Origin of the sequence: Microbispora sp. H11081, from assembly GCF_012999535.1 — a bacterium.
In the GTDB taxonomy this organism is placed as follows: domain Bacteria; phylum Actinomycetota; class Actinomycetes; order Streptosporangiales; family Streptosporangiaceae; genus Microbispora.
In genome coordinates, this window is the sequence record NZ_JABBWV010000003.1 from 206,958 (window position 1) to 227,095 (window position 20,138).

The following is a 20,138-nucleotide window of genomic DNA, read 5'->3' on the forward strand; positions in this document are numbered from 1 at the left end:
AGTGCGTCAGGGAAGGGTCGCGTGGCCGCCGGCGCGCAGGTCGGCCTCGATCCTGGCGGCGGTGGCGAGCAGCGGGGGCAGCAGGTCGCGGCGCGCGGACTCCGGCGTGGTGCGGCTGGCGTGCGAGGAGACGTTGACCGCCGCCGCCACCCGGCCGTCGCGGTCCCTGATCGGCGCTGCGATCGAGCGCAGCCCCTCCTCCAGTTCCTGGTCCACCATGGCCCAGCCCTGGGCCCGTACGCCGTCGAGCGCGGTGCGCAGGGCCGCGGGCGAGGTGGTGGTGTGGGAGGTCAGCCGCCGCAGGTCGGCGCGGGCGAGGTAGGCGTCGAGTTCCTCGGGGGACAGCCCCGCGAGCAGCACCCGGCCCATCGAGGTGCAGTAGGCGGGGAAGCGGGTGCCGATCGCGATCGTCACGCGCATGATCCGGGCCGTGGGGACCCGGGCCACGTAGACGATGTCGGTGTCGTCCAGCACCGAGACCGACGCCGACTCGCGCACCTCGGCGGCGAGCCGCTCCAGGTGCGGCAGCGCGACCTCGGGCAGGGACAGGCTCGACAGGTAGGCGTAGCCCAGTTCCAGGATCCGGGGCGACAGGGCGAAGAGCCGCCCGTCGGTCCGCACGTAGCCCAGGCCGGCGAGCGTCAGCAGGAACCTGCGCGCGGCGGCGCGGGTGAGACCGGTCCTGCGGGCCACCTCGCTGAGCGTCAGCTCCGGGCTCGTCGCGTCGAACGCGCGGATCACCGCCAGGCCCCGGGCCAGCGACTGGACGTGCTCCTCCGCCATGGCCGCCACCTCCCGACCGAACCCTAGCGCCAGGGGCTCGGGAGAAAGGACGGGCTTCGAAGACCACGACGGTAGGGTTTGGCGGGTGACGAGGGGGATCGAGGTTCATCGGGGGAATGCGCTGCTCATCGCCGGGTTCGTCCTGGCGGCGTTCAACCTGAGGCCCGCCCTCGCGGGTGTGTCGCCGCTCCTCCCGGCCATCATGCGGGACCTCGGCCTCAGCCCGGCCGGAGGCGGCGCGATCACCACGGTGATGGTGGCGTGCCTCGGCCTGCTCGCCCCGGTCGCCCCCGTGCTGGCCACGCGGATCGGGCTGGACCGCACCCTGCTGGCCGGTCTGCTCGTGCTGGCGGCCGGCGTCGTACTGCGCAGCGCGGACGGCGTGCCCGCGCTGTACTGCGGCGCGGCCCTGGCGGGCACGGCCATCGCCGTGATGAACGTCGTCATGCCGGGCCTCGTCAAGCAGCACTTCCCGGACAGGGTCGGGCTGTTCACCGGCCTGTACGTCTCGATCATGGTGAGCGGGGCCGCGGCGGCCTCGGCGGCGATGGTCCCGCTGGCGGGGCAGGCGGGCTGGCGGCTGGCGGCGGGGTCTGCGGCCCTGCTCGCGCTGCTGGCGGCGGCCCTGTGGTGGACGGCTCTCACCAGGGGGCCGTCATTACCGATGAGGGCAGCCTCCGCGCCCACGACGCCCGAGACCTCCACGACGCCCGCGCCCACGACCCCCGCGACATCCACGACCTCCGCGCCCGCGACCCGGGCGACACAGCGGCCCGGCGCGCCGAGGCACCGGCCGTACGCGGCCCTGCTCCGCGCGCCGGCGACGTGGCCGGTGATGGCGTTCATGGGCCTGCAGTCGCTGACCTTCTACGTCATGCTGGCCTGGCTGCCGACCGTGTTCCAGGCCGCGGGCCTGCCCGCCGACGAGGCGGGATACCTGCTGGGCCTGACGAACCTCGTGCAGATCGCCGCGGCGCTGGTCGTGCCCCTGCACGCGGGCCGGGCCCGCTCCCAGTCGCCGCACGTCGCCGTGGCCGCGCTGCTGACCGTCGGCGGCTACCTGGGGGTGCTGCTGGCGCCGGCCACCGTGCCGTGGCTGTGGATGATCGTCCTCGGGCTCGGCCAGGGGGCGTCGATCGCGCTCGCCCTGCTGATCATCACGCTGCGGGCGCCCGATCCCGCCTCGGTGACCGCGCTGTCGGCGGTCGCCCAGTCGAGCGGTTACCTGCTCGCGGCGGTCGGACCGTTGGCGTTCGGCCTGCTCCACGAGTTGTCCGGCGGCTGGACCGTGCCCCTGCTCGCCGGGCTCGGCGCGTGCGCGCTCCAACTGGTGTCGGGGATGCTCGCCGCCCGCCCGGCGCGTGCGTAGTCAGCGCGGCAGCCGCTCCAGGTCGATCTCGACGGGGAACGGCGCGCCGACCGCGAGCCTGGTGTGGTGGACGCCGGTCACCCGGTATCCGCCGGCGGAGTCGAGTTCGAAGCAGCAGACGAACGGCCGCCAGTCGGTGCTCTCGACCCGCCAGTAGTGCGGGATGCCGGCCCCCGCGTAGCGCCCCGGCCGCAGGTCGTCGTCCGGGACGGCCGAGTCGGGGCCGGTGATCTCGATGACCAGCCGCACCTCCTCGGCGAGGTAGCAGGTCCTCCGGTCGTCGGAGGCGGCGAGGTCGTCCACCAGTGACACGTCGGGTCGGGCCCGCCGCTCACGCTCCAGCAGGACGTCCATCCGGCTGACCGCCACCAGGTCGCCCGGCGCCTGCGCGTTCAGCGCGGTGCGCAGGCCGTAGGCCACGCGTTCGCGGAACCGTGTCTGGGGGCCCGTGGGGACGAGGCCGGAGGTGGGACGGAGCAGGGAGAGCCGGTCGGAGACGCCCCCGGCTCCGTCTCCCTGACGAGGCCGCAGCCAGTCATCGAGCGTGCTGGTCATGGCGGCAGCCTAGCGTCACGCTCTGTGATGGCCGAACCACTCACATCGCCTAGGCCGGGTCGAGTGGCCGCAATTCGTCCGCGTAGCCGACCGAAAGGCGGCGCATGGTCCCGTCCTCGGTGATGGAGTACTGCCCCATCCGCCACAGGGGTGGCGAGTACGCGTGGATCGAGACCGAGCCGGGCGCCTCGCCGGTCAGCCGGTGGATGTGGTCGGGCCCGAAGGAGAACGCGTCGCCCTCCACGACCCGCGTCTCCAGGTGGGTGCCGCCGATGCGCGGGTTGCACTCCTTCAGCTCACCGGCCACGACGCGGACCGCGCCCGAGGAGACGTCGTGGTCGTGCCAGCCGGTGTCGTCCCCCGGCCGCCAGCACAGCAGCCACACGTCCACGTACGAGTCCCTGTGCAGGGAGACGTAGTGGCGTCCCCCGTCCGCCGCGCCCTCGAAGCCGAGGTGGTGACGCCACAGCTCGGGCCGCGCGGCCAGGTCCTCCACGAGGGCGAGCAGTTCGCGGCGGTCGAGCGTGCGCGCGGGCAGTCCGTCGGAGACGCAGAGCGCGCCTTCCTGGATCGTTGGCGTGCTCATGACGGCGACTCCTTTCGGGACAGCAGGCGGCCGGGATTGGCCACACGGACGGCGTGATCGACGGCTCGTTGGGCGGGATCCGCAGCGTCGGGCCAGACCGACTCCGCGTACGGCTGGTCGCTACCGGCGACGAGGACGTCGATCCCGAGTTCGCGGATCACCGCGTCGGCGGCCCGGGGGCCGTACGACGACGTTTCGAGGAACAGGCCGGAGTCCACCAGGCCGCGCCCGGTGCCGCCCCGGCTGAGCTGGCGCTCCCGGTGTAACGGGGCCAGCCCGGCCAGCAGGGCGAAGCAGACCTTCAGCCGCGGGTGCCGGGGCCGGCCGAACGCCTCGAAGGCGTACCAGGCGGCGTGCATCTGCTGGACGTACGGCACGACGGCCGCCCACCACGCGGGGCCCGGCGCGGCGGCGGCGGGGCCGGGGTGGACGAACAGCGGCAGGCCGCGCTCCTCCAGCACGTCGAGCAGCGGGGCGGCCAGGGCCAGCCCCGTGGCGTCGCCGAGCGCCGTCGCCGGTAGCTGCAGTCCGGCCAGGCGCCCGCCGGGGTCGTGGTCGAGCACGTGCGCGAGCCGTACGGGGTCGGGGTCGGTCACCGGGACGGCGGCCCAGGCGCCGAACGGCTCGGGCAGGGCGCGGGCGTCGGCGTGGTAGGCGTCGATGAGCGGCCACGCCTCCTCCGGCGGCAGGTGCTCGATCCCGAGGGGGCTCGACAGGGAGACGAGCGCGAGGTCGAGGTGGGCGTTGCGCTCGCGCCGGATCTCCACGTCGTGGTCGGCGGGATCCGCCTCGTACGGGGGCTCGCCGTCGAGGACGAGCGTCCATCCGTCCAGGTAGGGCGGGCGGGAGCGGCGGCGCAGCGCGTCGACGAAGGACGGCGTCCACAGGTGCTGGTGCACGTCAACGCTCATCGGCCCGCCCCTTCCCTGAGAAGTCCTATATCCCTACTCAGAATACATGGTTAGGGCAGGGGTGTGACACCGGGGCGGATCGCGACCCGCCCCGGAGCCGGGTCAGTCGTCGCCGAGGACCATGTTGAGGAGCCAGCTGATCACGCCGACGATGATGGCGCCCCAGAACGCGGCCCAGAACCCGTCGACGTGGAAGGGGAGATCGAGCTGCTCGGCCACCCAGCTGGTGAACAGCAGCAGCGCGGCGTTCACGATCAGGGCGAAGAGCCCGAGCGTGAGCACGTAGAACGCGCAGCCGATCGTCTTGATGACCGGCTTGATGACGGCGTTGACGAGGCCGAAGATCAGTGCGACCGCGAGGAGGGTGCCGATCTGCCTGGCCGTGGTGCCGGCGCTGACGGTGATGCCGTCCACCAGCTTGGTGGACGCCCACAGGGCCGCGGCCACCACGATGATCTTGAGTATGACCTTCACCTCAACGATCCTTCCACGTCACGGCAAAGAGTGCGCGGCGCGCACGGCCGCGGCATCGACCGGGCGGCCGGGTGGGGCGGCAAAAAGCCAGTCCCCTTCCGGAGGTCTTTCTTCCCTGTCGGGGGTATAAGCGGCAAACCTGGGGGAAGCCCCCAAGTTGGGGGTGAGATCGAATGGACGGAGAAGAGCTCGAGTCGCTCCCCGCGAAGGAGCTGCACGACCGCGCCGTGCGCTACGCCGTACGGCACGGCGACCTGGGGTTCCTGTGGGAGCTGCTGAAGGTCATCCCCGCGGCGGAGGCGGCCAGCGGCAACACCGGCGAGACCGCGAACGACCTCAGCAGGGTCTCGGCGCTGCTCAGCGACGCGATCGGGGCGGGGGAGGGTGAGCTCGGCGACGCGCTCCGGCCGGTCTACGTCGACTATCTGTCCAAACATCCCGACGCCTGAGCGCGTCCCGTCCCCGGGGGCGTTCAGCTAGCTCTCATCTCCGCACGTCACAATGGCGGCGTGGTCAAGACACAGGTGCTCGTCGTCGACGACGAACCCGAGGTCCGCGACGCGATCGCACGGGCGCTGCGCGTCGAGGGATACGGCGTGGCGACCGCGGGCGACGGCATGGACGCCCTCGACGCCATCGACGGCGTCTCGCCCGACCTCGTGGTGCTCGACGTGCTCATGCCGGGCATGGACGGGATCGAGGTCTGCCGTGCACTGCGCGGCGACGGCAACCGGCTGCCGGTGCTCATGCTGACGGCCCTGGACGGCATCGGCGACAGGGTGGCGGGCCTCGACGCGGGAGCCGACGACTACCTGGTGAAGCCGTTCGCGCTCGAGGAGCTGTTCGCCCGGGTGCGCGCCCTGCTCCGCCGCGCCGCGCCGCCCCCCGAGGCGGGCTTCGCCGACCTGGTCCTGCTGCCCGACAGCAGGCAGGCCAGGCGCGGCCGCCGGCTCATCGACCTCACGAGGACCGAATACGCCCTGCTCGACCTGCTGATCCGCAACGGCGGGCAGGTGCTGACCAGGCAGGTCATCCTCGAACGCATCTGGGGCTACGGCTTCCGGCCCGGGTCCAACCCGCTGGAGGTCTACATCGGTTATCTGCGCAAGAAGACCGAGGCGGGGGGCGAGCCGCGGCTCATCCACACCGTCCACGGACTCGGGTACGCGCTCAGGGAGCCCGCGGCTCCTTCGGCCGCAGGGGAGGAACGGTGAAGCTTCGCTGGCGGCTCGCCATGGCCTCCGCGCTGGCCGGCGCGGTGAGCGTGATCGTCGTGATCGTCGCGGCGTACGTCATCACCTGCCGCAGGGTGGAATGGGCGATGGACCGCTACGGGACGTACGAGATCTATGGAGACCGGCCGCCCAACGGCGTGCTTGCGGCCCTCGCGGACGTGGACGACCTGGGCTGGCCCTTCGTGGTCGTGGCGCTCGGCGGCCTGGTCCTGTCCGGCGGGCTCGGCTGGCTGGCCGCCCGGGCGGCGCTGCGGCCCGTCAGCGCGCTCAAGGACGCCGCGGGACGCGTGGCCACCACCCGTGACCTGACCACCCGGATCGACGTGTCCGGAGACGACGAGCTGAGCAGCCTGGCGCGCAGCTTCAACGCGATGCTCGACGCGCTCGAACGCTCCGCCACGTCGCAGAAGCGCCTCGTCGCCGACGCCTCCCACGAGCTGCGCACCCCGCTCACCGCGCTGCGGACCAACGTCGAGCTGCTGATGCGGGGAGACCTGCCGCAGGAGGTGCACGACGAGGTGAGCCGGGCCGTGACGAGCGGCCTCGAGGAGCTGACGGCCCTCGTCTCCGACGTGGTCGAGCTGGCCCGCGACGAGGAGCCCGCCGTGCTGGTGGAGAGCGTGCGCCTCGACGAGCTCGTGGAGCGTGAGGTCGCGCGGGCGGCACGGCACTGGCCGTCGACGGCGTACTCCGTCTCGGTGGAGCCGATGGTGGTGCGGGGCGTGCCCGACCGGCTCGCCCGCGCCGTCGCCAACCTGCTCGACAACGCGGCCAAGTACAGCCCGGCCGGCGGCCTGGTCGAGGTGTCCCTGCGGGGCGGTGTGCTGTCGGTGCGCGACCACGGCCCCGGCATCGCCCCCGCCGACCTGCCGCACGTGTTCGACCGCTTCTACCGCGCGCCCTCGGCGCGGGCCCTGCCGGGTTCCGGGCTCGGCCTGGCCATCGTGGGCCAGGTGGTGGACAGCCACGGCGGCAGCGTGTCGGCCAGCGCCGCCCCCGGCGGCGGCACGCTCGTCCGCCTGGCCCTGCCAGTAGGGTGAGGTCATGGGCTCTGTACGCGTCGAGCGGACCGAGGACGGGTTCGTCGCCCGCAACGAGCGCGGCGCCGAGATCGAGATGGGCACGGGTGACGGCCTGTTCAGCCCGGTCGAGCTGCTCCTGGCCGCCGTCGGCGGCTGCAATGTCATGACGGTCGAGCCGCTCACCGCCCAGCGGGGCCACCGGCTCGTCCGGCTGGCCGTCGAGGTCTCCGCGGAGAAGGAGAGCCCCACGCTCCTGCGCTCGATCACCGTGACGTACGACGTGGAGACGCCCTCGGAGGACTCCCGCGAGGTCTTCGAGGCCGTGGCGGAGCGGGTCGACGAGCGGCACTGCACGGTGAGCCGGTCGCTGCGCAAGGGCACCGAGGTCCGGCTGGACCTCGGGAGGTAGCACGGGTGGGCGAGTGCCCGCCCGGATGTAGGCCGGAAATCAACCTGCCGATGACGACTTCATGACAGGGCCCCTTGTACTGTTGAAGCAGGTCCTCGGGAGAGGCCGACAGACTTTCTTGATAAAGAACGCGGATGGGGGAACCGCGTTCGGGAAAGCGGGGGACCCGCCGGTGCCTTTGGGGAGGGCATTCCTGGCGGAACCGCTTTGATCCGGAGCCGGGCAGTTGGGGGACTGCCCGGCTCCGGCATTTCCGGGGTCATCCGCTCGTCGCCGCCCCGTCCCCTCCCCGTCTGTCCTGCCCGTCCGGCCCGTCCATGGGGCGCTGGACGCCTCGTCCGCCGGTCTTCCTGCCGCTGGGGACGTCCCTGCGCGCCGCGCCGCCTCGTTGGCCGAACGGTCTCCGGCGTGCCCATTCACCCGGCCGCCGGCCTCCACCTGATGCCTGATGCCTGATGCCTGATTCCCGGCCTCCGGTCGCCCGGCATGGGCAAAGGCCGTCCACGTGACGGGATGAACCCTTTACGTTCGTCGATCCCGCGTTTTCGCCTCATGGGTCGGCGGCGCTTTTACGGCGGACTGCCGTCCGACGCCATTCCCGGTGGTTTCCTTTGTCGTTTCTTGTCCTACTGCCCCACGGCTTTGCCGTAGGCGGGTCAGGTGGCCGGTCGCGGGCCGTCGGCGTCGACGCGGGCATGGGGGTCCGCAACAGTCTGTCTTGGGGGAAACGGGGACTTCGGTAGATCTTATAGGCGTTATGCGACGTTAGCTTTGCTGTGTCCTGACTCGTCCTGTAGTGTCCAATTTGCCGCCGACCGGTGGCTGGCAAGGACTTGGAGAGGAGATCGCCGTGGGTGACCCCACACCGACCTCCGAGCCAAGGCGAATCGGATCACACGTCTGACTCACGACGGCCTTCCGGCCGATCGCCATAGCTTCCGCGCACACGCCTCCGGGTGGAACGACCTCTCGGTCCCCGGACACGTGGCCAGTCTTCGCGGTCTGCCGCACGCAGATCCCTAGATGACGCATGGCCATCCACTGTCGTCTCACGAAAGATCCCCAGCCCTGATGAAGACTCTGTTTGACCTGCGTGGCAACCGACGCCTCACCGCAGTGGCGACGCTCGCCGGTGCGGCGGTCGTCACCGCGTCCCTCGTGGCCGCCGCCCCCGCGCCCGTCGAGCAGCCGGTCGCAGAGGCCGCCAACGTCTCCGCCGCCGCTCCGGCGCGCGATCTCGCCTTCGCCCTCCCCATGCACGAGGAGGTCCTGCTCCAGGGCAGCACCACCGGCTCGTACTTCTGGGACGACTCCTCGGGCCGCCAGGGCGACACGGGCCTGCCGGCCAGCGGCAAGCCGATGCAGAAGGGCATGTTCGCCAGCCCGAGCTGGCCGCTCGGCACCGAGGGCTACGTCTTCTACAACGGCAGGAAGGCCAAGTTCTTCATCGGCGACCGGGGCCCGGGCGTCCCGTCGGACAGCGGAATCATGCTGGACATCGACGGCAAGACCTTCGCCGAGCTGACCGGCACGGAGTGGAACGAGAACACGCTGACCGTCAGCGGCGAGCTCGGCCACATCCCGATCCAGTACGTCGTGACCAAGTGGGGCCCCGGGCCTGGCCTGCGCGGCGAGCCGATGCCGTTCTCCAGCGGCGCCTGGCGGAGCTGAGCCGGGAAACGATCACGTGGCGATGTGCGCGACATCCGCGGGACTGCTAATGTTGCGACATCGCAGGCGCCGCTAGCTCAGTTGGTTAGAGCAGCTGACTCTTAATCAGCGGGTCCGGGGTTCGAGTCCCTGGCGGCGCACACGAAGAAGGCCCAGACCGGGACGACCGGTCTGGGCCTTCGCGTTATCGGCCGGTCGTCTCCGTGGCGCTCCACCCACGCACGAGCCTGGTCATGAACACGCTGTTGGGGTCGGGCCGGTAATCGGCGAAGGGCTCGCAGTAGTCGAACCCGAACTTCTCGTACAGCCTTCTGGCGGGCAGGAAGAATTCGGCGGAGCCGGTCTCCAGACTCAGGCGGGCGAAGCCCATCCGCTCCGCCTCGGTGAGGATGTGCCGCAGCAGCAGGGAGGCGACCCCGCCGCGTTTGCGCGCCGGGGCGGTCCGCATCGACTTCAGTTCGGCGTGCTCGGCGTCCAGCCTCTTGATCGCACCACAGCCCACGACGGCGGCGCCGTCCATCACCGACCAGAACCTGATCTCGGGCCCGCGCAGGCCGTCGAGGTCGAGGGCGTGCTTGCTCTCCAAAGGGGTGATCGACCGCATCTCGCGGACGTGCTCCCGGAGGAACTCGGCGATCTGCGGGCCGGACAGGTCGTCTTCGACGATTCTCATCTGTTCGCTCATCCATCGGCTCGGCGGGACTGTCAGGCACTCTAGGACGCCCGCTCCCGGCCTCGCGACGGCACCGGCCGAAGGCCTCGCGACGGCACCGGCGGAAGGGCGCGGACGGCCGGGCCGTAAGATGGACGCGGAGTGCCGGGAAGTCTGGTCGGCGATCGTCCTCGCCGAACCAGGAATCGGAGCGCCCATGGCCTCACCCCGCCGTCTCTACCTCCTCGGACCCGGATCCCGGGCCGAGACCCGCCGCATCGCCGACATCCTCCGCAAGGAGACGATCGGCGGCGGGCTGCTCCTGATCGCCGCCGTCGCGGCCCTCGTCTGGGCCAACTCGCCCTGGTCCGACGCGTACGAGGGGCTGCGGTCCGTGACGGTCGGCCCTGCGGGGTGGCACCTGGACCTCAGTCTCGCCCAGTGGGCCTCGGACGGCCTGCTGGCGATCTTCTTCTTCGTCGCCGGCCTTGAACTGAAGCGCGAGTTCGTGGCTGGAGACCTGCGCGACCCCCGGCGGGCCGTCGTCCCCGTCGCGGCGGCCGTCGGCGGCGTGATCGTCCCGGCACTGCTCTACCTGCTGGTCAACACGCTCCCGGACGGCGAGATGCGGGGATGGGCGACCCCGACGGCCACCGACATCGCGTTCGCGCTGGCGGTGCTCGCCGTGGTGGGGCGCAGCCTGCCCGCCGCGCTGCGCACCTTCCTGCTCACCCTGGCGGTCGTGGACGACCTGCTGGCAATCATGATCATCGCGGTCTTCTACACGTCGCACCTGTCGGTGCTGCCGCTGCTGGCGGCGCTGGCGCCGCTCGGCGTCTTCACCCTGCTGGTGCAGCGGCGGGTGCGCTCGTGGTGGCTGCTGCTCCCGCTGGCCGGCCTGACCTGGGGGCTGGTCCACGCCTCCGGGGTGCACGCCACGGTGGCCGGCGTGCTGCTCGGTTTCGCCGTGCCCGTCCTGCGGAGTGAGAAGGCGGGCGGCCCGCAGGCCGGGCCGGGGCTCGCCGAGCACTTCGAGCACCGGTTCCGCCCGATCTCGGCCGGGGTGGCCGTGCCGCTGTTCGCGCTCCTGTCCGCCGGCGTGCCGCTCGGCGGGCTGGGCGGGCTGACGAAGATGCTCACAGAACCGGTGCCGATGGGCGTCATCGCCGGGCTCGTCATGGGCAAGCCGCTGGGAATCATGGCGGCCACCTGGCTCACCGCGCGTTTCACCCGCGCCGATATCGACGAAGGTCTGACGTGGGTGGACGTCGGCGGGCTGGCGATCCTCTCCGGCATCGGGTTCACGGTGTCCCTGCTCATCGGTGAGCTGGCGTTCGGGGCGGGGACGCCGCGCGACGCGCAGGTCAAGCTGGCGGTGCTGACCGGCTCACTGGTCGCGGCGCTGCTGGCGACGGTGGTGCTGCGGCTGCGCGACCGCGCGTACCGGCGGCTAGCCGACGCGGAGGCGGACGGTCCCGGCGAAGAAGGTCCCGGCCTGGACGCTCCCGGCCTGGACGCTCCTGGCCAGGATGGTCCCGGCCTGGACGGGCCCGGCCAAGACGGTTTTGGCCAAGACGGGGCCGTGCCCACCGGCGACCGCTCCTCCCACGGCGGGTGACATCGCGCCCGTGGTCCCTCACCACGTGACGGGCAGCGTGTCGAACCCTCCGGCCAGGCTGTCGGGGCGCGCCCTGAGCTGCTCGTACGGTACGGCGAGCGCGAGGGCGGGGAAGCGCGTGAACAGAGAGCCGAAGACCGCGCGCAGCTCGATCCTTGCCAGGGACGCCCCGAGACAGTGGTGGGGCCCGTGGCCGAACCCGACGTGCGGCTGCGGATGGCGCCGCCTGACGTCGAAGCTGTCGGGGTCGGGGTAGACGCGCTCGTCCCTGTTGGCCGCCGGGGTGGACAGAATGAGCAGCTCGCCCGCCCTGATCAGCACGCCGGCGATCTCGACGTCCTCGTGCGCGTAACGCACCAGCCCGTGCTCGCTCGGCGAGGCGACCCGCATGATCTCCTCGACCGCGCCGTCCACGAGTGAGGGGTCGCTCCGCAGCGCGTCGCGCTGGACGGGATCGCGCAGGAACAACAGCACGCCGTGGTCGATCTGGTTCACGGTGGTCTCGTGGCCCGCGAACAGCAGGCCGCCCGCGATCCTGGCGACGTCGTCCTCCTGCAGGGTGGCGTTCGCCAGGTCGGAGTAGACGTCCTCGCCGGGGTCCTCCCGCTTCGCCTTCACGATCTCGTAGGTGTAGGTGTTCATCTCCATCTGGGCGGTGGCGGACCGCTCGGGGTCGCGGAGGTCGGTCATCCCCTCGGCCATGGCCCGGAACCTGTCCCTGTCCTCGTACGGCACGCCGAGGAGCTCGCAGATCACCTGGATCGGCAGCGGGAGCGACAGGCCGGCGTGCAGGTCGGCGGGCGGGCCCTGCTCGGCGAGCCGGTCGAGCAGGCGCGCGGTCAGCGCTTCGACCCGGTCCGCCAGGCTCCGCATGCGCCGGGCCGAGAAGGCGGGGGAGAGCAGACGCCGCATCTCGGTGTGGACGGACAGCTCCGTGGCGTACTGGCCGGTCGGGCCGCCCATCACGGCGTTGTCGGACAGTCGGGCCGCGCTCGGGGGGTCGGGGTGGGAGCGGCCGAACCTTGTGTCGCCGAACACCTGCCGTATCTCCTCGTATCCCGTGACCAGCCACGCCTCGTCGCCCGTCGCGGTCGTGACCCTGGCGATCGGCGCTCTGCTCCGCAGCTCGCCCAGGCGCGGAGAGGGCTCCAGGATGTCCGGCCGGTCGAAAGGCAGACGTGGGAGTCCGGGCATGGGTGACCTTCCCTTCGCTGTGTGGACCCTTCCGAATCTCTCTCCTGACTCGATGTCCGGCAAGTGAGTAAGACCATGTCCGGTGTGACCGCAGACGAGACGTTTGCCGCACGCCGGGACCGAGACGCGGCGGCTGTGCCCGCCCGCGAACACCACCGTCGTTCCGTGCCCCGGCATGACACGGGTGGTACGGGAGGAACGGAACTCAAGTCGTGGTGAAGTCACCGCATCCAGCGGGAGATCTTCGCCGGGGCCGGGGTGGCGTCGCCGGGTGAAGGGGGAGACCGCATTTCACTACCAATCGTGTCCGGATGAGCACATCGTTGTCGCCCGGCACAGAGCCTGGAGGTGGTGGCGGGTGCGGTTCTCAGCCGAGGACGCTGTCTGGAGACAACTGAGCAGCGAGTACGCCGGTCGCTGGTCGATCTGGCGGAGCGACGCCGGCCGCTGGTACGCGACCCGGCTGATCAGGTCGTTGTCCAGGATCGACATGGACCGGGGCCTGATCATGACCGCGTGCGGGGAGAGCGCGGAGGAGTTGCGCGCGCTGCTCACCGCGCAGGAGGGGCTGAGGGGCCAGCCGCTCTCTTCGTGACGTCCGGCGCCTGGCCGGATCCGCCGGGCCCACACCCGCGAGGCGCGCCCGGCGGACGCCCGGCAGGGGTCGGCGGGCCGTCCGCCGGACGGCCCAGCGGTGGGCTCTGCTGCGAGCCGCGCGCCCGCCGCCGTCGCGGGCGGGGTGAGAAAAGGGCGAAAGCACACGAGAAGATGCGCGGAGGGCCGCCGTGTGCGTCCGCGGTACGGAGTACGCGATTCGGTCCAGCCGCATCGGCAGGCGGTGGCGGGCTGAATTTCAGCTAATTTCATGGCCGCGACGCCCGGACCTGGACGTCCCGGAGCGCGGGGGAGCGGCCGCTCGCGCCGGGCGGGTCACCGCTGACGTGCGCACACGCGAGTGCGAGCAGTGGCGTCGCGGGGTCTTCTGCGCCGTCTTCGGTCTCGGATCGGGCATCGACCGGAAACAATCTTGTTTCTTCGAATTCACACGACTACGTCGCGTGCCGTATTTTGAGCTGTGGGAGCGCTCCCATGAGCCTAAGGAGGCGCGCGTGACTCTCCCTTTCGGTACGGCGCCGGTTGACCCGGCCCCCGTCTGGACCGCCGAATGCCTCCTGCCCGCCGTCGGCGCGAGCGTGGCGGAGGCGCGCGCTCTCGTACGTCGCGAGCTGTGCCGATGGGGCCTCGACGAACTGGTCGACGACTGCTCGCTGATCGTGAGCGAACTCGCGTCCAACGTCGTACGGCACGGCGGCAACGTCTTCACCCTCCGGCTGGGCAGCAACGGCACCTGGGTGTACGGCGAGGTGTTCGACCAGGGGGAGGGCGTGCCGCACCAGCGTGAGGCGGACATCGACTCCATCGGCGGACGCGGCCTGCTCATCGTGGACGAACTCGCCGACGACTGGGGGGTGGCGAGCGCGGGCGGCCGGGGCGGCAAGACCGTGTGGTTCCTCGCCGGAGCGGGCAGCCCGTCTCTGCTGCCCGTCGTCCCGCACCAGTCCCGCATCGCGGTCGGCTGATCCGTCCCGTCGTCTCAGGAGGCCTTCGCGCCGTCGAGGCGGGCGAGCACGACGTCCGCGATCTCCTCGGGCCCTCGCGTGGAGGGGTCCACGGTGATGTCCGCCACCTCACGGAACCCCGGCAGTCGCAGGTCGCGCATCTCGGTCAGCATTCGCACCAGGTCGGGCTTGAAGTGCGGGCGGTGCGCACTCGACTTCATCCGCTCGGCGAGCACCTCGGGCGGGCCGTCGAGGAACACCACGAAGGCGGGAGCCAGCGCGCGGAGCGTCTCCGGGTCCTCGACCGTGCTGGCGGCGGCCGCGATTACCGGGGCGGGCCGGTCCGCCAGCGCGTCCCGCAGCACCAGCGCCTCGCGCGCGTGCAGTTCGTCGGCGCCGACCTCGTCGGCCATCGCCGCGGCGGTCGTGCCGTACCTCGCCTGGAGATCGGCGTCGCTGTCGCGCATGGGACGGCCGAGCGCGTCGGCGAGGAGCCGGGCGACGGTGCTCTTCCCCGCGCCCATGAGGCCCATCACCACAATGGGGATATCGGTCATGATTCGCATCGTGCCCTATGCGGACACCGGCATGCGACGTTTGGAATCCGTGTGAGGGATAGTGCACAAGGCGAAGGAGGAAGCCATGACCATCGCCGGAAGCATCATCCTCATCATGCTGGGGGCCATCCTCACCTGGGCGGTCGACTTCACCATCGTGGGTCTCGACATCCAGGTGATCGGCGTGATCCTCATGGTGGGCGGTCTGGCCGGACTGCTCTTCGGCATCTGGCGCCTGACGACGGCCCGCCGCAGGACCACCGTCACCACCGCCGCCCCCATGGGCACGCCGGCCGCGACGCACCGCCAGCAGGTGTACGAGGAGCAGCGCTACAGCGACCCCATCTGACCCCCGCTGACCCCCGCTGACCCCCGCGCCGACTTCCGACGGTCCGAAGGGAGGCACCGACCATGCCAGGACGCAAGGAACTGCCCTCGACCCTGGAGCGCTCGCCCAAGGAGGCCCAGGAGACCTGGATCAAGGCCCACGACTCCGCCGTCGAGACGTACGGCGAGGGTGAGCGGGCCCACCGCACGGCGTTTGCCGCGCTCAAGCACTCGTACGAGAAGGTGGGCGACCACTGGGAGAAGAAGGAGGGGCGCGGGCCGTCGGACGAGCAGGCGAGGAAGAGCACGCCCAAGCAGGGCAAGACGGCCGAGGGCGTCGACGCGAACGCCTCCAAGCACCATCTCTACGAGGTCGCGAGCCGCCTCGGCATCCCCGGCCGGTCCAAGATGACCAAGGACGAGCTCGTGGACGCCATCAAGAAGGCCAACCGCAAGGCCACCGCCAAGGCTCGCTGAGCCACCTCACCCGCCGGCCGCCGGCCGCCCGCATCGGGCGGCCGGCGGCTCTGTCCGTCCCCGGCGGACTCCGCCGGACGAATCCCGTCCGGCGGAATCGGTCCGGCGAAATCCGTTCAGCGGAGCCATTCAGCGGAGCAGGGACAGGACGGCCTCGCGGATCGCGTTCCTGTCGATGCCCGCGTCCTCCAACTGCTCCTGCGCGGTCGCGCTGCCGGGCATTCCCGACACGCCCAGCTTGCGCACCCGCACCGCCGAGCCGGCCAGCGCGGAGAGCACGGCGTCGCCCAGGCCGCCCTCCGGCCAGTGGTCCTCGACCGTGACCACCTTGCCGGTCGTCTCGGCCATCTCGACCAGTTCCGGGGAGTCGAGCGGCTTGATCGAGTAGGCGTCGATCACGGTGACGGAGACGCCGTCCCCGGCGAGTAGGTCGGCCGCCGCCAGGGCCTCGTGCACGGTCACGCCCGCCGCCACGACGGTCGCCTGGCCGCCGGTGCGCAGGATCTTGCAGCCGCCCACGGGGAACTCCTCGTCGGGACCGTAGATCACCGGCGTCTCGCCCCGCGTCGTCCGCATGTAGCGGACGCCCTCCATGTCCGCCATGTCGGTGACCAGCCGGGCCGTCTGGTTGGCGTCGCAGGGGTAGAGCACCGTGCTGCCGTGCACGGCGCGGAACGCCGCGAGGTCCTCCAGGCCCATCTGCGAGGGCCCGTCCTCGCCGATCGACACCCCGCCGTGCGACCCCACCAGGCAGATCCCGGCCCGGCTCACCGCCGCCATCCTGACGAAGTCGTACGCCCTGGTGAAGAAGGCGGCGAACGTCGCGGCGTAGGGGATCCAGCCGCGGGCGCCCATGCCGACGGCGGCGGCGACCATCTGCTGCTCGGCGATGTAGCACTCGAAGAACCGCTCCGGATGCGCCTTGGCGAACGCCTCCAGCTTCGTCGAGTCGGCCACCTCGCCGTCGAGCGCGACGACGTCGCCGCGGGCCGTGCCGAGCGCGGCCAGCGCCTCGCCGAAGGCGGACCGGGTGGCCACCCGGTCGCCCAGCGCGTACTTCGGCAGGTCGAGCCCGCCGTTCGCGTACCGGTACGGCACGGCGGGGGCGTCGGGCGGGCTGACCTGGACGGTGACGGCGCGGGGCCCGCCCATCTCGACGAGCGCCTGCTCGGCGTCGTCGAGCGGCTTGCCGTGCTTGCCTTCGCGGTTCTCCACGGCGGACACGCCGCGGCCCTTGCACGTCCTTGCGATGATCGCCGTCGGGCGGCGCCGGGTGGTCCTTGCGTCGGCGAGCGCGTAGTCGATCTGGCCGGGGTCGTGGCCGTCGATCTCGATGGTGTGCCAGCCGAAGGCGCCGAGCCTGGCCGCGTACGCGCCGAGGTCCCAGCCGTGCCGGGTGGGGCCGTGCTGGCCGAGCCGGTTCACGTCGATGATCGCCGTGAGGTTGTTCAGCCCTTCGTGCCCGGCGTGCTCGAACGCCTCCCACATCGACCCCTCGGCGAGTTCGCTGTCGCCGCACAGCACCCAGACGTGGTACGGCAGGCGGTCGAGCCTGCGCGCGGTCAGCGCGAGCCCCACCCCGACCGGCAGACCGAAGCCCAGCGAGCCCGTGGCGACGTCTACGAACGGCACCTCAGGGGTGGGATGGCCCTCCAGACGGCTGCCGCGCCTGCGGAAGGTGAGCAACTCCTCGTCGGTGACGATCCCCGCCGCCTTGAGCATCGCGTACAGCAGGGGGGAGGCATGGCCCTTGGAGAAGATCAGATGGTCGTTGGCCGGGTTGGCGGGGTCGCCGACGTCCACGCGGAGATGACGCGCGAGCAGCACGGCCATCAGCTCGGCCGCCGACATCGAGGACGTGGGATGTCCCGATCCGGCGGCCGCGGCGGCCCGCACCGAGTCCACCCTGAGCTGGGCGGCGAGTTCGCAGAGGAACCTGTAGTCAAGCTCGTCCATCGCCCTCGACTACCCCGGTAAGTCACTTCATATCGCAGTAAAAGGGGCGTACCGCGATATATCGGTGATCCCGTCAGCGGCGGCGCAGGCCGAGACCGGCGACGGCGGCGAGCCCGATGCCGGCGGCGGTGACCAGACGGCGGTGCTGCGACATCCACAACTGCAGGCTGCGGCCGTGCGACCGGCGGTCGAAGGCGCCGTGCGCGCCGTAGTCCTTGTCCTCGTCCGCGGGCTTCCACAGGTTGGACACCCCGGTCGGCGCCATGTCGCGGGTGAGCTGCGACCGTACCCCGGTCCGCGCGAGATAGCGGTCGAGCAGCGCGGGCACCGTCCGCTGGCCCAAGATCGTGGCCGCGGTCATCCCGCCGACCCAGTACTCCTTGCGCTCCGGGTGCTCGGCGGCGTAGACGAGCGCGCGGGCGGCCACCTCCGGCTCGTAGATCGGCGGGACCGGCTGCGCGTGCCGGCGCATCCGGTTGAGCCCCCAGTCGAACTGCGGGGTGTTCAGCGCCGGTAACTGCACGATCGTGATCTTCACGCCGGAGTCCTCGGCGAGCAGTTCGGTCCGCACCGACTCGGTGAACCCGGCGATCGCGTGCTTGGCGCCGCAGTACGCCGACTGCAGCGGGATCGACCGGTAGGCGAGGGCCGACCCCGCCTGGACGATGGCGCCCTTGTCGCGGGGCCTCATCATCTCCAGGGCCACCCGGGTGCCCCACACGTAGCCGAGGTAGGTCACCTTCGTCTCGCGCTCGTACTCCTCCGGGGTGATCTCAAGGAACGGCGCGAACACCGTCGTGAACGCGATGTTGATCCACACGTCGATCGGGCCGAGCTCGGCCTCCGCCCGCTGGGCGGCCCGGCGGACCTGGTCGTAGTCGGAGACGTCAGCGGCGAACGTCTTCCCCGTGCCGCCCTCGGCCCCGACGTCCACGGCGGCGCCGGCGAGGCCCGCCTCGCCCCGGGCGACGAGGGCGACCTTCGCGCCCTCCGCCCCGAGCAGCCGGACCACGGCGCGGCCCACCCCGCCGCTCGCGCCGGTCACGACGACGACCTTGTCCTTCAGGCTCACCTCGTCATCCTCTCGATCGCGGCCCGCCGCCCAGCCTCTTCTGTCTCCGTACGGCGCCCAGCATGTAGAGCCCGATGGCGGCCATGATCAGCACGATGATCCCGGTCAGCACCCAGATGCGGCCGACGAGGGAGAGCACCAGGACGGCGAAGCAGAACACCAGGGCGAACGATCCGATGCGGATGTGGATGACGTCCATCGGGGTCGCCTCGACCATCGGCTTGCCCGTCGGCGAGCGTTGTTCTTCGGTCATGGGGCCTCCCCTACCCTCGAATCCGATTCACTATCGCCGTGGTGGAGCGGTCGGGGACGTATCCGAGCACCCGCACCTCCCCGCCCAGTTCCCTGACCAGATCCGCCTCCGGCAGCAGGTCGGGGTGGTAGTCGCCGCCCTTGACGTACACGTCCGGCCGGACGAGCCGCAGCAGCTCGGCCGGGCTGTCCTCGTCGAAGACGGTGATGTAGTCCACGCAGCCCAGCGCCGCGAGCACCGCGACCCGGTCCTCGCAGCGGTTGATCGGGCGCTGCGGCCCCTTGAGCCTGGCCACGCTGTCGTCGCCGTTGACCGCGACGACCAGCACGCCGCCGAGCCGGGCGGCCTCCTCCAGGCAGGCGACGTGGCCGCGGTGCAGCACGTCGAAGCAGCCGTTGGTGAAGACGATCCGCTTGCCCTCCGCCCGGTCGCGCTCCAGGCACGCGGCGAGCCGCTCCGGCGACAGCGCGGTGTCGGGCCCCAGCGCCCGCAGCAGGTCCTCGTGGGAGCAGGCGGCAGTCCCCTGGCGGCGGACCACCACGCTCGCCGCGGCCTGGCCGATGTCGGCGGCGCGCTCGGGCTCCGCCCCGGCGGCCAGGGCGAGCGCGAACGCCGCGGTGAAGGTGTCGCCCGCGCCGATGCTCATCGTGTCGGGCGCGGGGACCGCGTACGTGCGGTGCGGCGGCCTGCCCCGCCGGTGCAGCAGGGTGCCCTCGCCGTCGAGCGTGGTGACGACGAGATCGGCGCCGGTGGACTCGACGAGGTCGTCCGAGCGCGCGGACAGGAACGCGACCCTGTCGTGCTCGTCCGCCTCGCCGAGCAGCCGCCGTACCTCGCCGTAGTTGGGCAGCACGGCCGTGGGCCGGCACTCCCGCCAGGCCGCGACGTCGTGGGCGTCCACCACGAGGAGCGGCGCGCCGCGCGAACCCCGGGCACGGTCGACGCTGAGGTCGCACAGCACCCGGCGGATGGCCGGTGTGCAGACGCCGCCGCCGTAGTCGCAGGCGACGATGACGTCCGCGTCCGCCGCGAGGCGGACGATCTGCTCGACGAGTTCGCGCTCGGCCGCCTCGGGCAGCGGCGCCTCGTCCTCCTCGTCGTAGCGCGCCACGATCTGGCCGTCGGTCAGCACCCGGCGCTTGACCGGGGTCCGCCAGCTGCGCACGATGACCAGGCCCTCGATGTCGAGCCGTCCCAGGGTCGCGTTGAGCGTCGCCCCCGCGGGGTCGGCGCCGGTGACCCCCACCATGTGGACGCGTGCGCCGAGGGCGGCCAGGTTCACGGCCGTGTTGGCGGCGCCGCCCGGCTGGTCCTCGATCTGCTCGACGGTCACCACCGGCACCGGGGCCTCCTGGGCCATGCGCCTGGTGTGGCCCCGCAGCCACGAGTCGAGCATCACGTCCCCGACGACGACGGCCGTGACTTCACCGAAACGGTTGAGCGTCTCTTCCGTCATAC

23 protein-coding genes and 1 tRNA gene are annotated in these 20,138 nt (G+C 71.8%); 12 read left to right on the forward strand and 12 right to left on the reverse strand.

Going from position 1 to position 20,138, the window contains the following annotated elements; translation table 11 throughout:
- Nucleotides 1-6 precede the first annotated feature (6 nt).
- The gene (locus HHX31_RS10495; protein WP_169947643.1) at nt 7-783 is read right to left on the reverse strand and encodes an IclR family transcriptional regulator; all 777 of its coding nucleotides are present in this window, start codon (nt 781-783) and stop codon (nt 7-9) included.
- A gap of 85 nt (nt 784-868) precedes the next feature.
- Here HHX31_RS10495 and HHX31_RS10500 point away from each other — a divergent pair, with 85 nt between their 5' ends.
- Nucleotides 869-2,152 (forward strand): MFS transporter, encoded by a 1,284-nt coding sequence (locus HHX31_RS10500; protein WP_311931724.1) that lies wholly within the window; start codon nt 869-871, stop codon nt 2,150-2,152.
- On the opposite strand, the gene HHX31_RS10505 is transcribed toward HHX31_RS10500, so the two are convergent.
- From HHX31_RS10505 to HHX31_RS10520, 4 genes are all read right to left on the reverse strand, one after another.
- Nucleotides 2,153-2,707, reverse strand: coding sequence for a Uma2 family endonuclease (locus tag HHX31_RS10505; RefSeq protein ID WP_169947646.1), 555 nt, complete (start codon nt 2,705-2,707; stop codon nt 2,153-2,155).
- A 49-nt stretch (nt 2,708-2,756) separates the two neighbouring features.
- On the reverse strand, nt 2,757-3,293 hold the full coding sequence (locus tag HHX31_RS10510; RefSeq protein ID WP_169947648.1) for a cysteine dioxygenase family protein: 537 nt from the start codon (nt 3,291-3,293) through the stop codon (nt 2,757-2,759).
- Nucleotides 3,290-4,204 (reverse strand): amidohydrolase family protein, encoded by a 915-nt coding sequence (locus HHX31_RS10515; RefSeq protein WP_169947650.1) that lies wholly within the window; start codon nt 4,202-4,204, stop codon nt 3,290-3,292. The genes HHX31_RS10510 and HHX31_RS10515 overlap by 4 nt, the downstream gene beginning before the upstream one ends.
- Nucleotides 4,205-4,306: 102 nt before the next feature.
- Nucleotides 4,307-4,678, reverse strand: a complete 372-nt coding sequence (locus HHX31_RS10520) for a phage holin family protein (protein ID WP_169947652.1) — start codon at nt 4,676-4,678, stop codon at nt 4,307-4,309.
- Nucleotides 4,679-4,851: 173 nt separating this feature from the next.
- Here HHX31_RS10520 and HHX31_RS10525 point away from each other — a divergent pair, with 173 nt between their 5' ends.
- The 6 genes from HHX31_RS10525 to HHX31_RS10550 all read left to right on the forward strand — a co-directional run bounded on the left by HHX31_RS10525 (nt 4,852) and on the right by HHX31_RS10550 (nt 9,155).
- A complete protein-coding gene (locus HHX31_RS10525; RefSeq protein WP_169947654.1) occupies nt 4,852-5,127 on the forward strand; it encodes a hypothetical protein in 276 nt (91 codons plus the stop codon).
- Between the two features lie 60 nt (nt 5,128-5,187).
- Complete coding sequence (locus HHX31_RS10530) at nt 5,188-5,892, forward strand: response regulator transcription factor (RefSeq protein WP_169947656.1); 705 nt, start codon at nt 5,188-5,190, stop codon at nt 5,890-5,892.
- Nucleotides 5,889-6,953 (forward strand): HAMP domain-containing sensor histidine kinase, encoded by a 1,065-nt coding sequence (locus HHX31_RS10535; protein ID WP_169947658.1) that lies wholly within the window; start codon nt 5,889-5,891, stop codon nt 6,951-6,953. Before HHX31_RS10530 ends, HHX31_RS10535 begins: the two co-directional genes overlap by 4 nt.
- Before the next feature lie 4 nt (nt 6,954-6,957).
- On the forward strand, nt 6,958-7,344 hold the full coding sequence (locus HHX31_RS10540; protein ID WP_169947660.1) for an OsmC family protein: 387 nt from the start codon (nt 6,958-6,960) through the stop codon (nt 7,342-7,344).
- 1,071 nt (nt 7,345-8,415) lie between these two features.
- Nucleotides 8,416-9,015: a hypothetical protein gene (locus HHX31_RS10545; protein WP_169947662.1), complete on the forward strand. Its 600-nt coding sequence runs from the start codon at nt 8,416-8,418 to the stop codon at nt 9,013-9,015.
- Between the two features lie 66 nt (nt 9,016-9,081).
- Nucleotides 9,082-9,155, forward strand: a tRNA-Lys gene (locus tag HHX31_RS10550).
- Nucleotides 9,156-9,199: 44 nt separating this feature from the next.
- Here HHX31_RS10550 and HHX31_RS10555 read toward each other — a convergent pair.
- Complete coding sequence (locus HHX31_RS10555; RefSeq protein ID WP_169947664.1) at nt 9,200-9,688, reverse strand: GNAT family N-acetyltransferase; 489 nt, start codon at nt 9,686-9,688, stop codon at nt 9,200-9,202.
- Between the two features lie 196 nt (nt 9,689-9,884).
- Between HHX31_RS10555 and nhaA the strand changes: the two genes are divergently transcribed.
- Nucleotides 9,885-11,285: a Na+/H+ antiporter NhaA gene (gene nhaA / locus HHX31_RS10560; protein ID WP_169947666.1), complete on the forward strand. Its 1,401-nt coding sequence runs from the start codon at nt 9,885-9,887 to the stop codon at nt 11,283-11,285.
- Nucleotides 11,286-11,303: 18 nt separating this feature from the next.
- On the opposite strand, the gene HHX31_RS10565 is transcribed toward nhaA, so the two are convergent.
- Nucleotides 11,304-12,479: a cytochrome P450 gene (locus tag HHX31_RS10565; protein WP_169947668.1), complete on the reverse strand. Its 1,176-nt coding sequence runs from the start codon at nt 12,477-12,479 to the stop codon at nt 11,304-11,306.
- Between the two features lie 358 nt (nt 12,480-12,837).
- Here HHX31_RS10565 and HHX31_RS10570 point away from each other — a divergent pair, with 358 nt between their 5' ends.
- On the forward strand, nt 12,838-13,074 hold the full coding sequence (locus HHX31_RS10570; RefSeq protein ID WP_169947670.1) for a hypothetical protein: 237 nt from the start codon (nt 12,838-12,840) through the stop codon (nt 13,072-13,074).
- Nucleotides 13,075-13,588: 514 nt separating this feature from the next.
- Nucleotides 13,589-14,059 carry an ATP-binding protein gene (locus tag HHX31_RS10575; protein WP_169947672.1) on the forward strand — a complete coding sequence of 157 codons (471 nt, stop codon included), beginning with the start codon at nt 13,589-13,591 and terminating at the stop codon, nt 14,057-14,059.
- Nucleotides 14,060-14,073: 14 nt separating this feature from the next.
- Here the strand turns inward: HHX31_RS10575 and HHX31_RS10580 are convergent, their stop codons facing one another.
- Complete coding sequence (locus HHX31_RS10580) at nt 14,074-14,595, reverse strand: shikimate kinase (protein ID WP_211589553.1); 522 nt, start codon at nt 14,593-14,595, stop codon at nt 14,074-14,076.
- An 85-nt stretch (nt 14,596-14,680) separates the two neighbouring features.
- Here HHX31_RS10580 and HHX31_RS10585 point away from each other — a divergent pair, with 85 nt between their 5' ends.
- Entirely contained in the window at nt 14,681-14,944 is a 264-nt protein-coding gene (locus tag HHX31_RS10585) for a DUF6458 family protein (protein WP_169947674.1), read from the forward strand.
- 62 nt (nt 14,945-15,006) lie between these two features.
- Complete coding sequence (locus HHX31_RS10590; RefSeq protein WP_169947676.1) at nt 15,007-15,399, forward strand: ChaB family protein; 393 nt, start codon at nt 15,007-15,009, stop codon at nt 15,397-15,399.
- A gap of 129 nt (nt 15,400-15,528) precedes the next feature.
- On the opposite strand, the gene HHX31_RS10595 is transcribed toward HHX31_RS10590, so the two are convergent.
- The 4 genes from HHX31_RS10595 to rfaE2 all read right to left on the reverse strand — a co-directional run bounded on the left by HHX31_RS10595 (nt 15,529) and on the right by rfaE2 (nt 20,136).
- Entirely contained in the window at nt 15,529-17,355 is a 1,827-nt protein-coding gene (locus tag HHX31_RS10595; RefSeq protein ID WP_169947678.1) for a transketolase, read from the reverse strand.
- Nucleotides 17,356-17,428: 73 nt separating this feature from the next.
- A complete protein-coding gene (locus tag HHX31_RS10600) occupies nt 17,429-18,421 on the reverse strand; it encodes an SDR family oxidoreductase (protein ID WP_169948308.1) in 993 nt (330 codons plus the stop codon).
- Nucleotides 18,422-18,431: 10 nt separating this feature from the next.
- Nucleotides 18,432-18,680 (reverse strand): hypothetical protein, encoded by a 249-nt coding sequence (locus tag HHX31_RS10605; protein ID WP_169947680.1) that lies wholly within the window; start codon nt 18,678-18,680, stop codon nt 18,432-18,434.
- Nucleotides 18,681-18,690: 10 nt separating this feature from the next.
- A complete protein-coding gene (rfaE2, locus tag HHX31_RS10610; protein ID WP_169947682.1) occupies nt 18,691-20,136 on the reverse strand; it encodes a D-glycero-beta-D-manno-heptose 1-phosphate adenylyltransferase in 1,446 nt (481 codons plus the stop codon).
- Nucleotides 20,137-20,138: the final 2 nt, after the last annotated feature.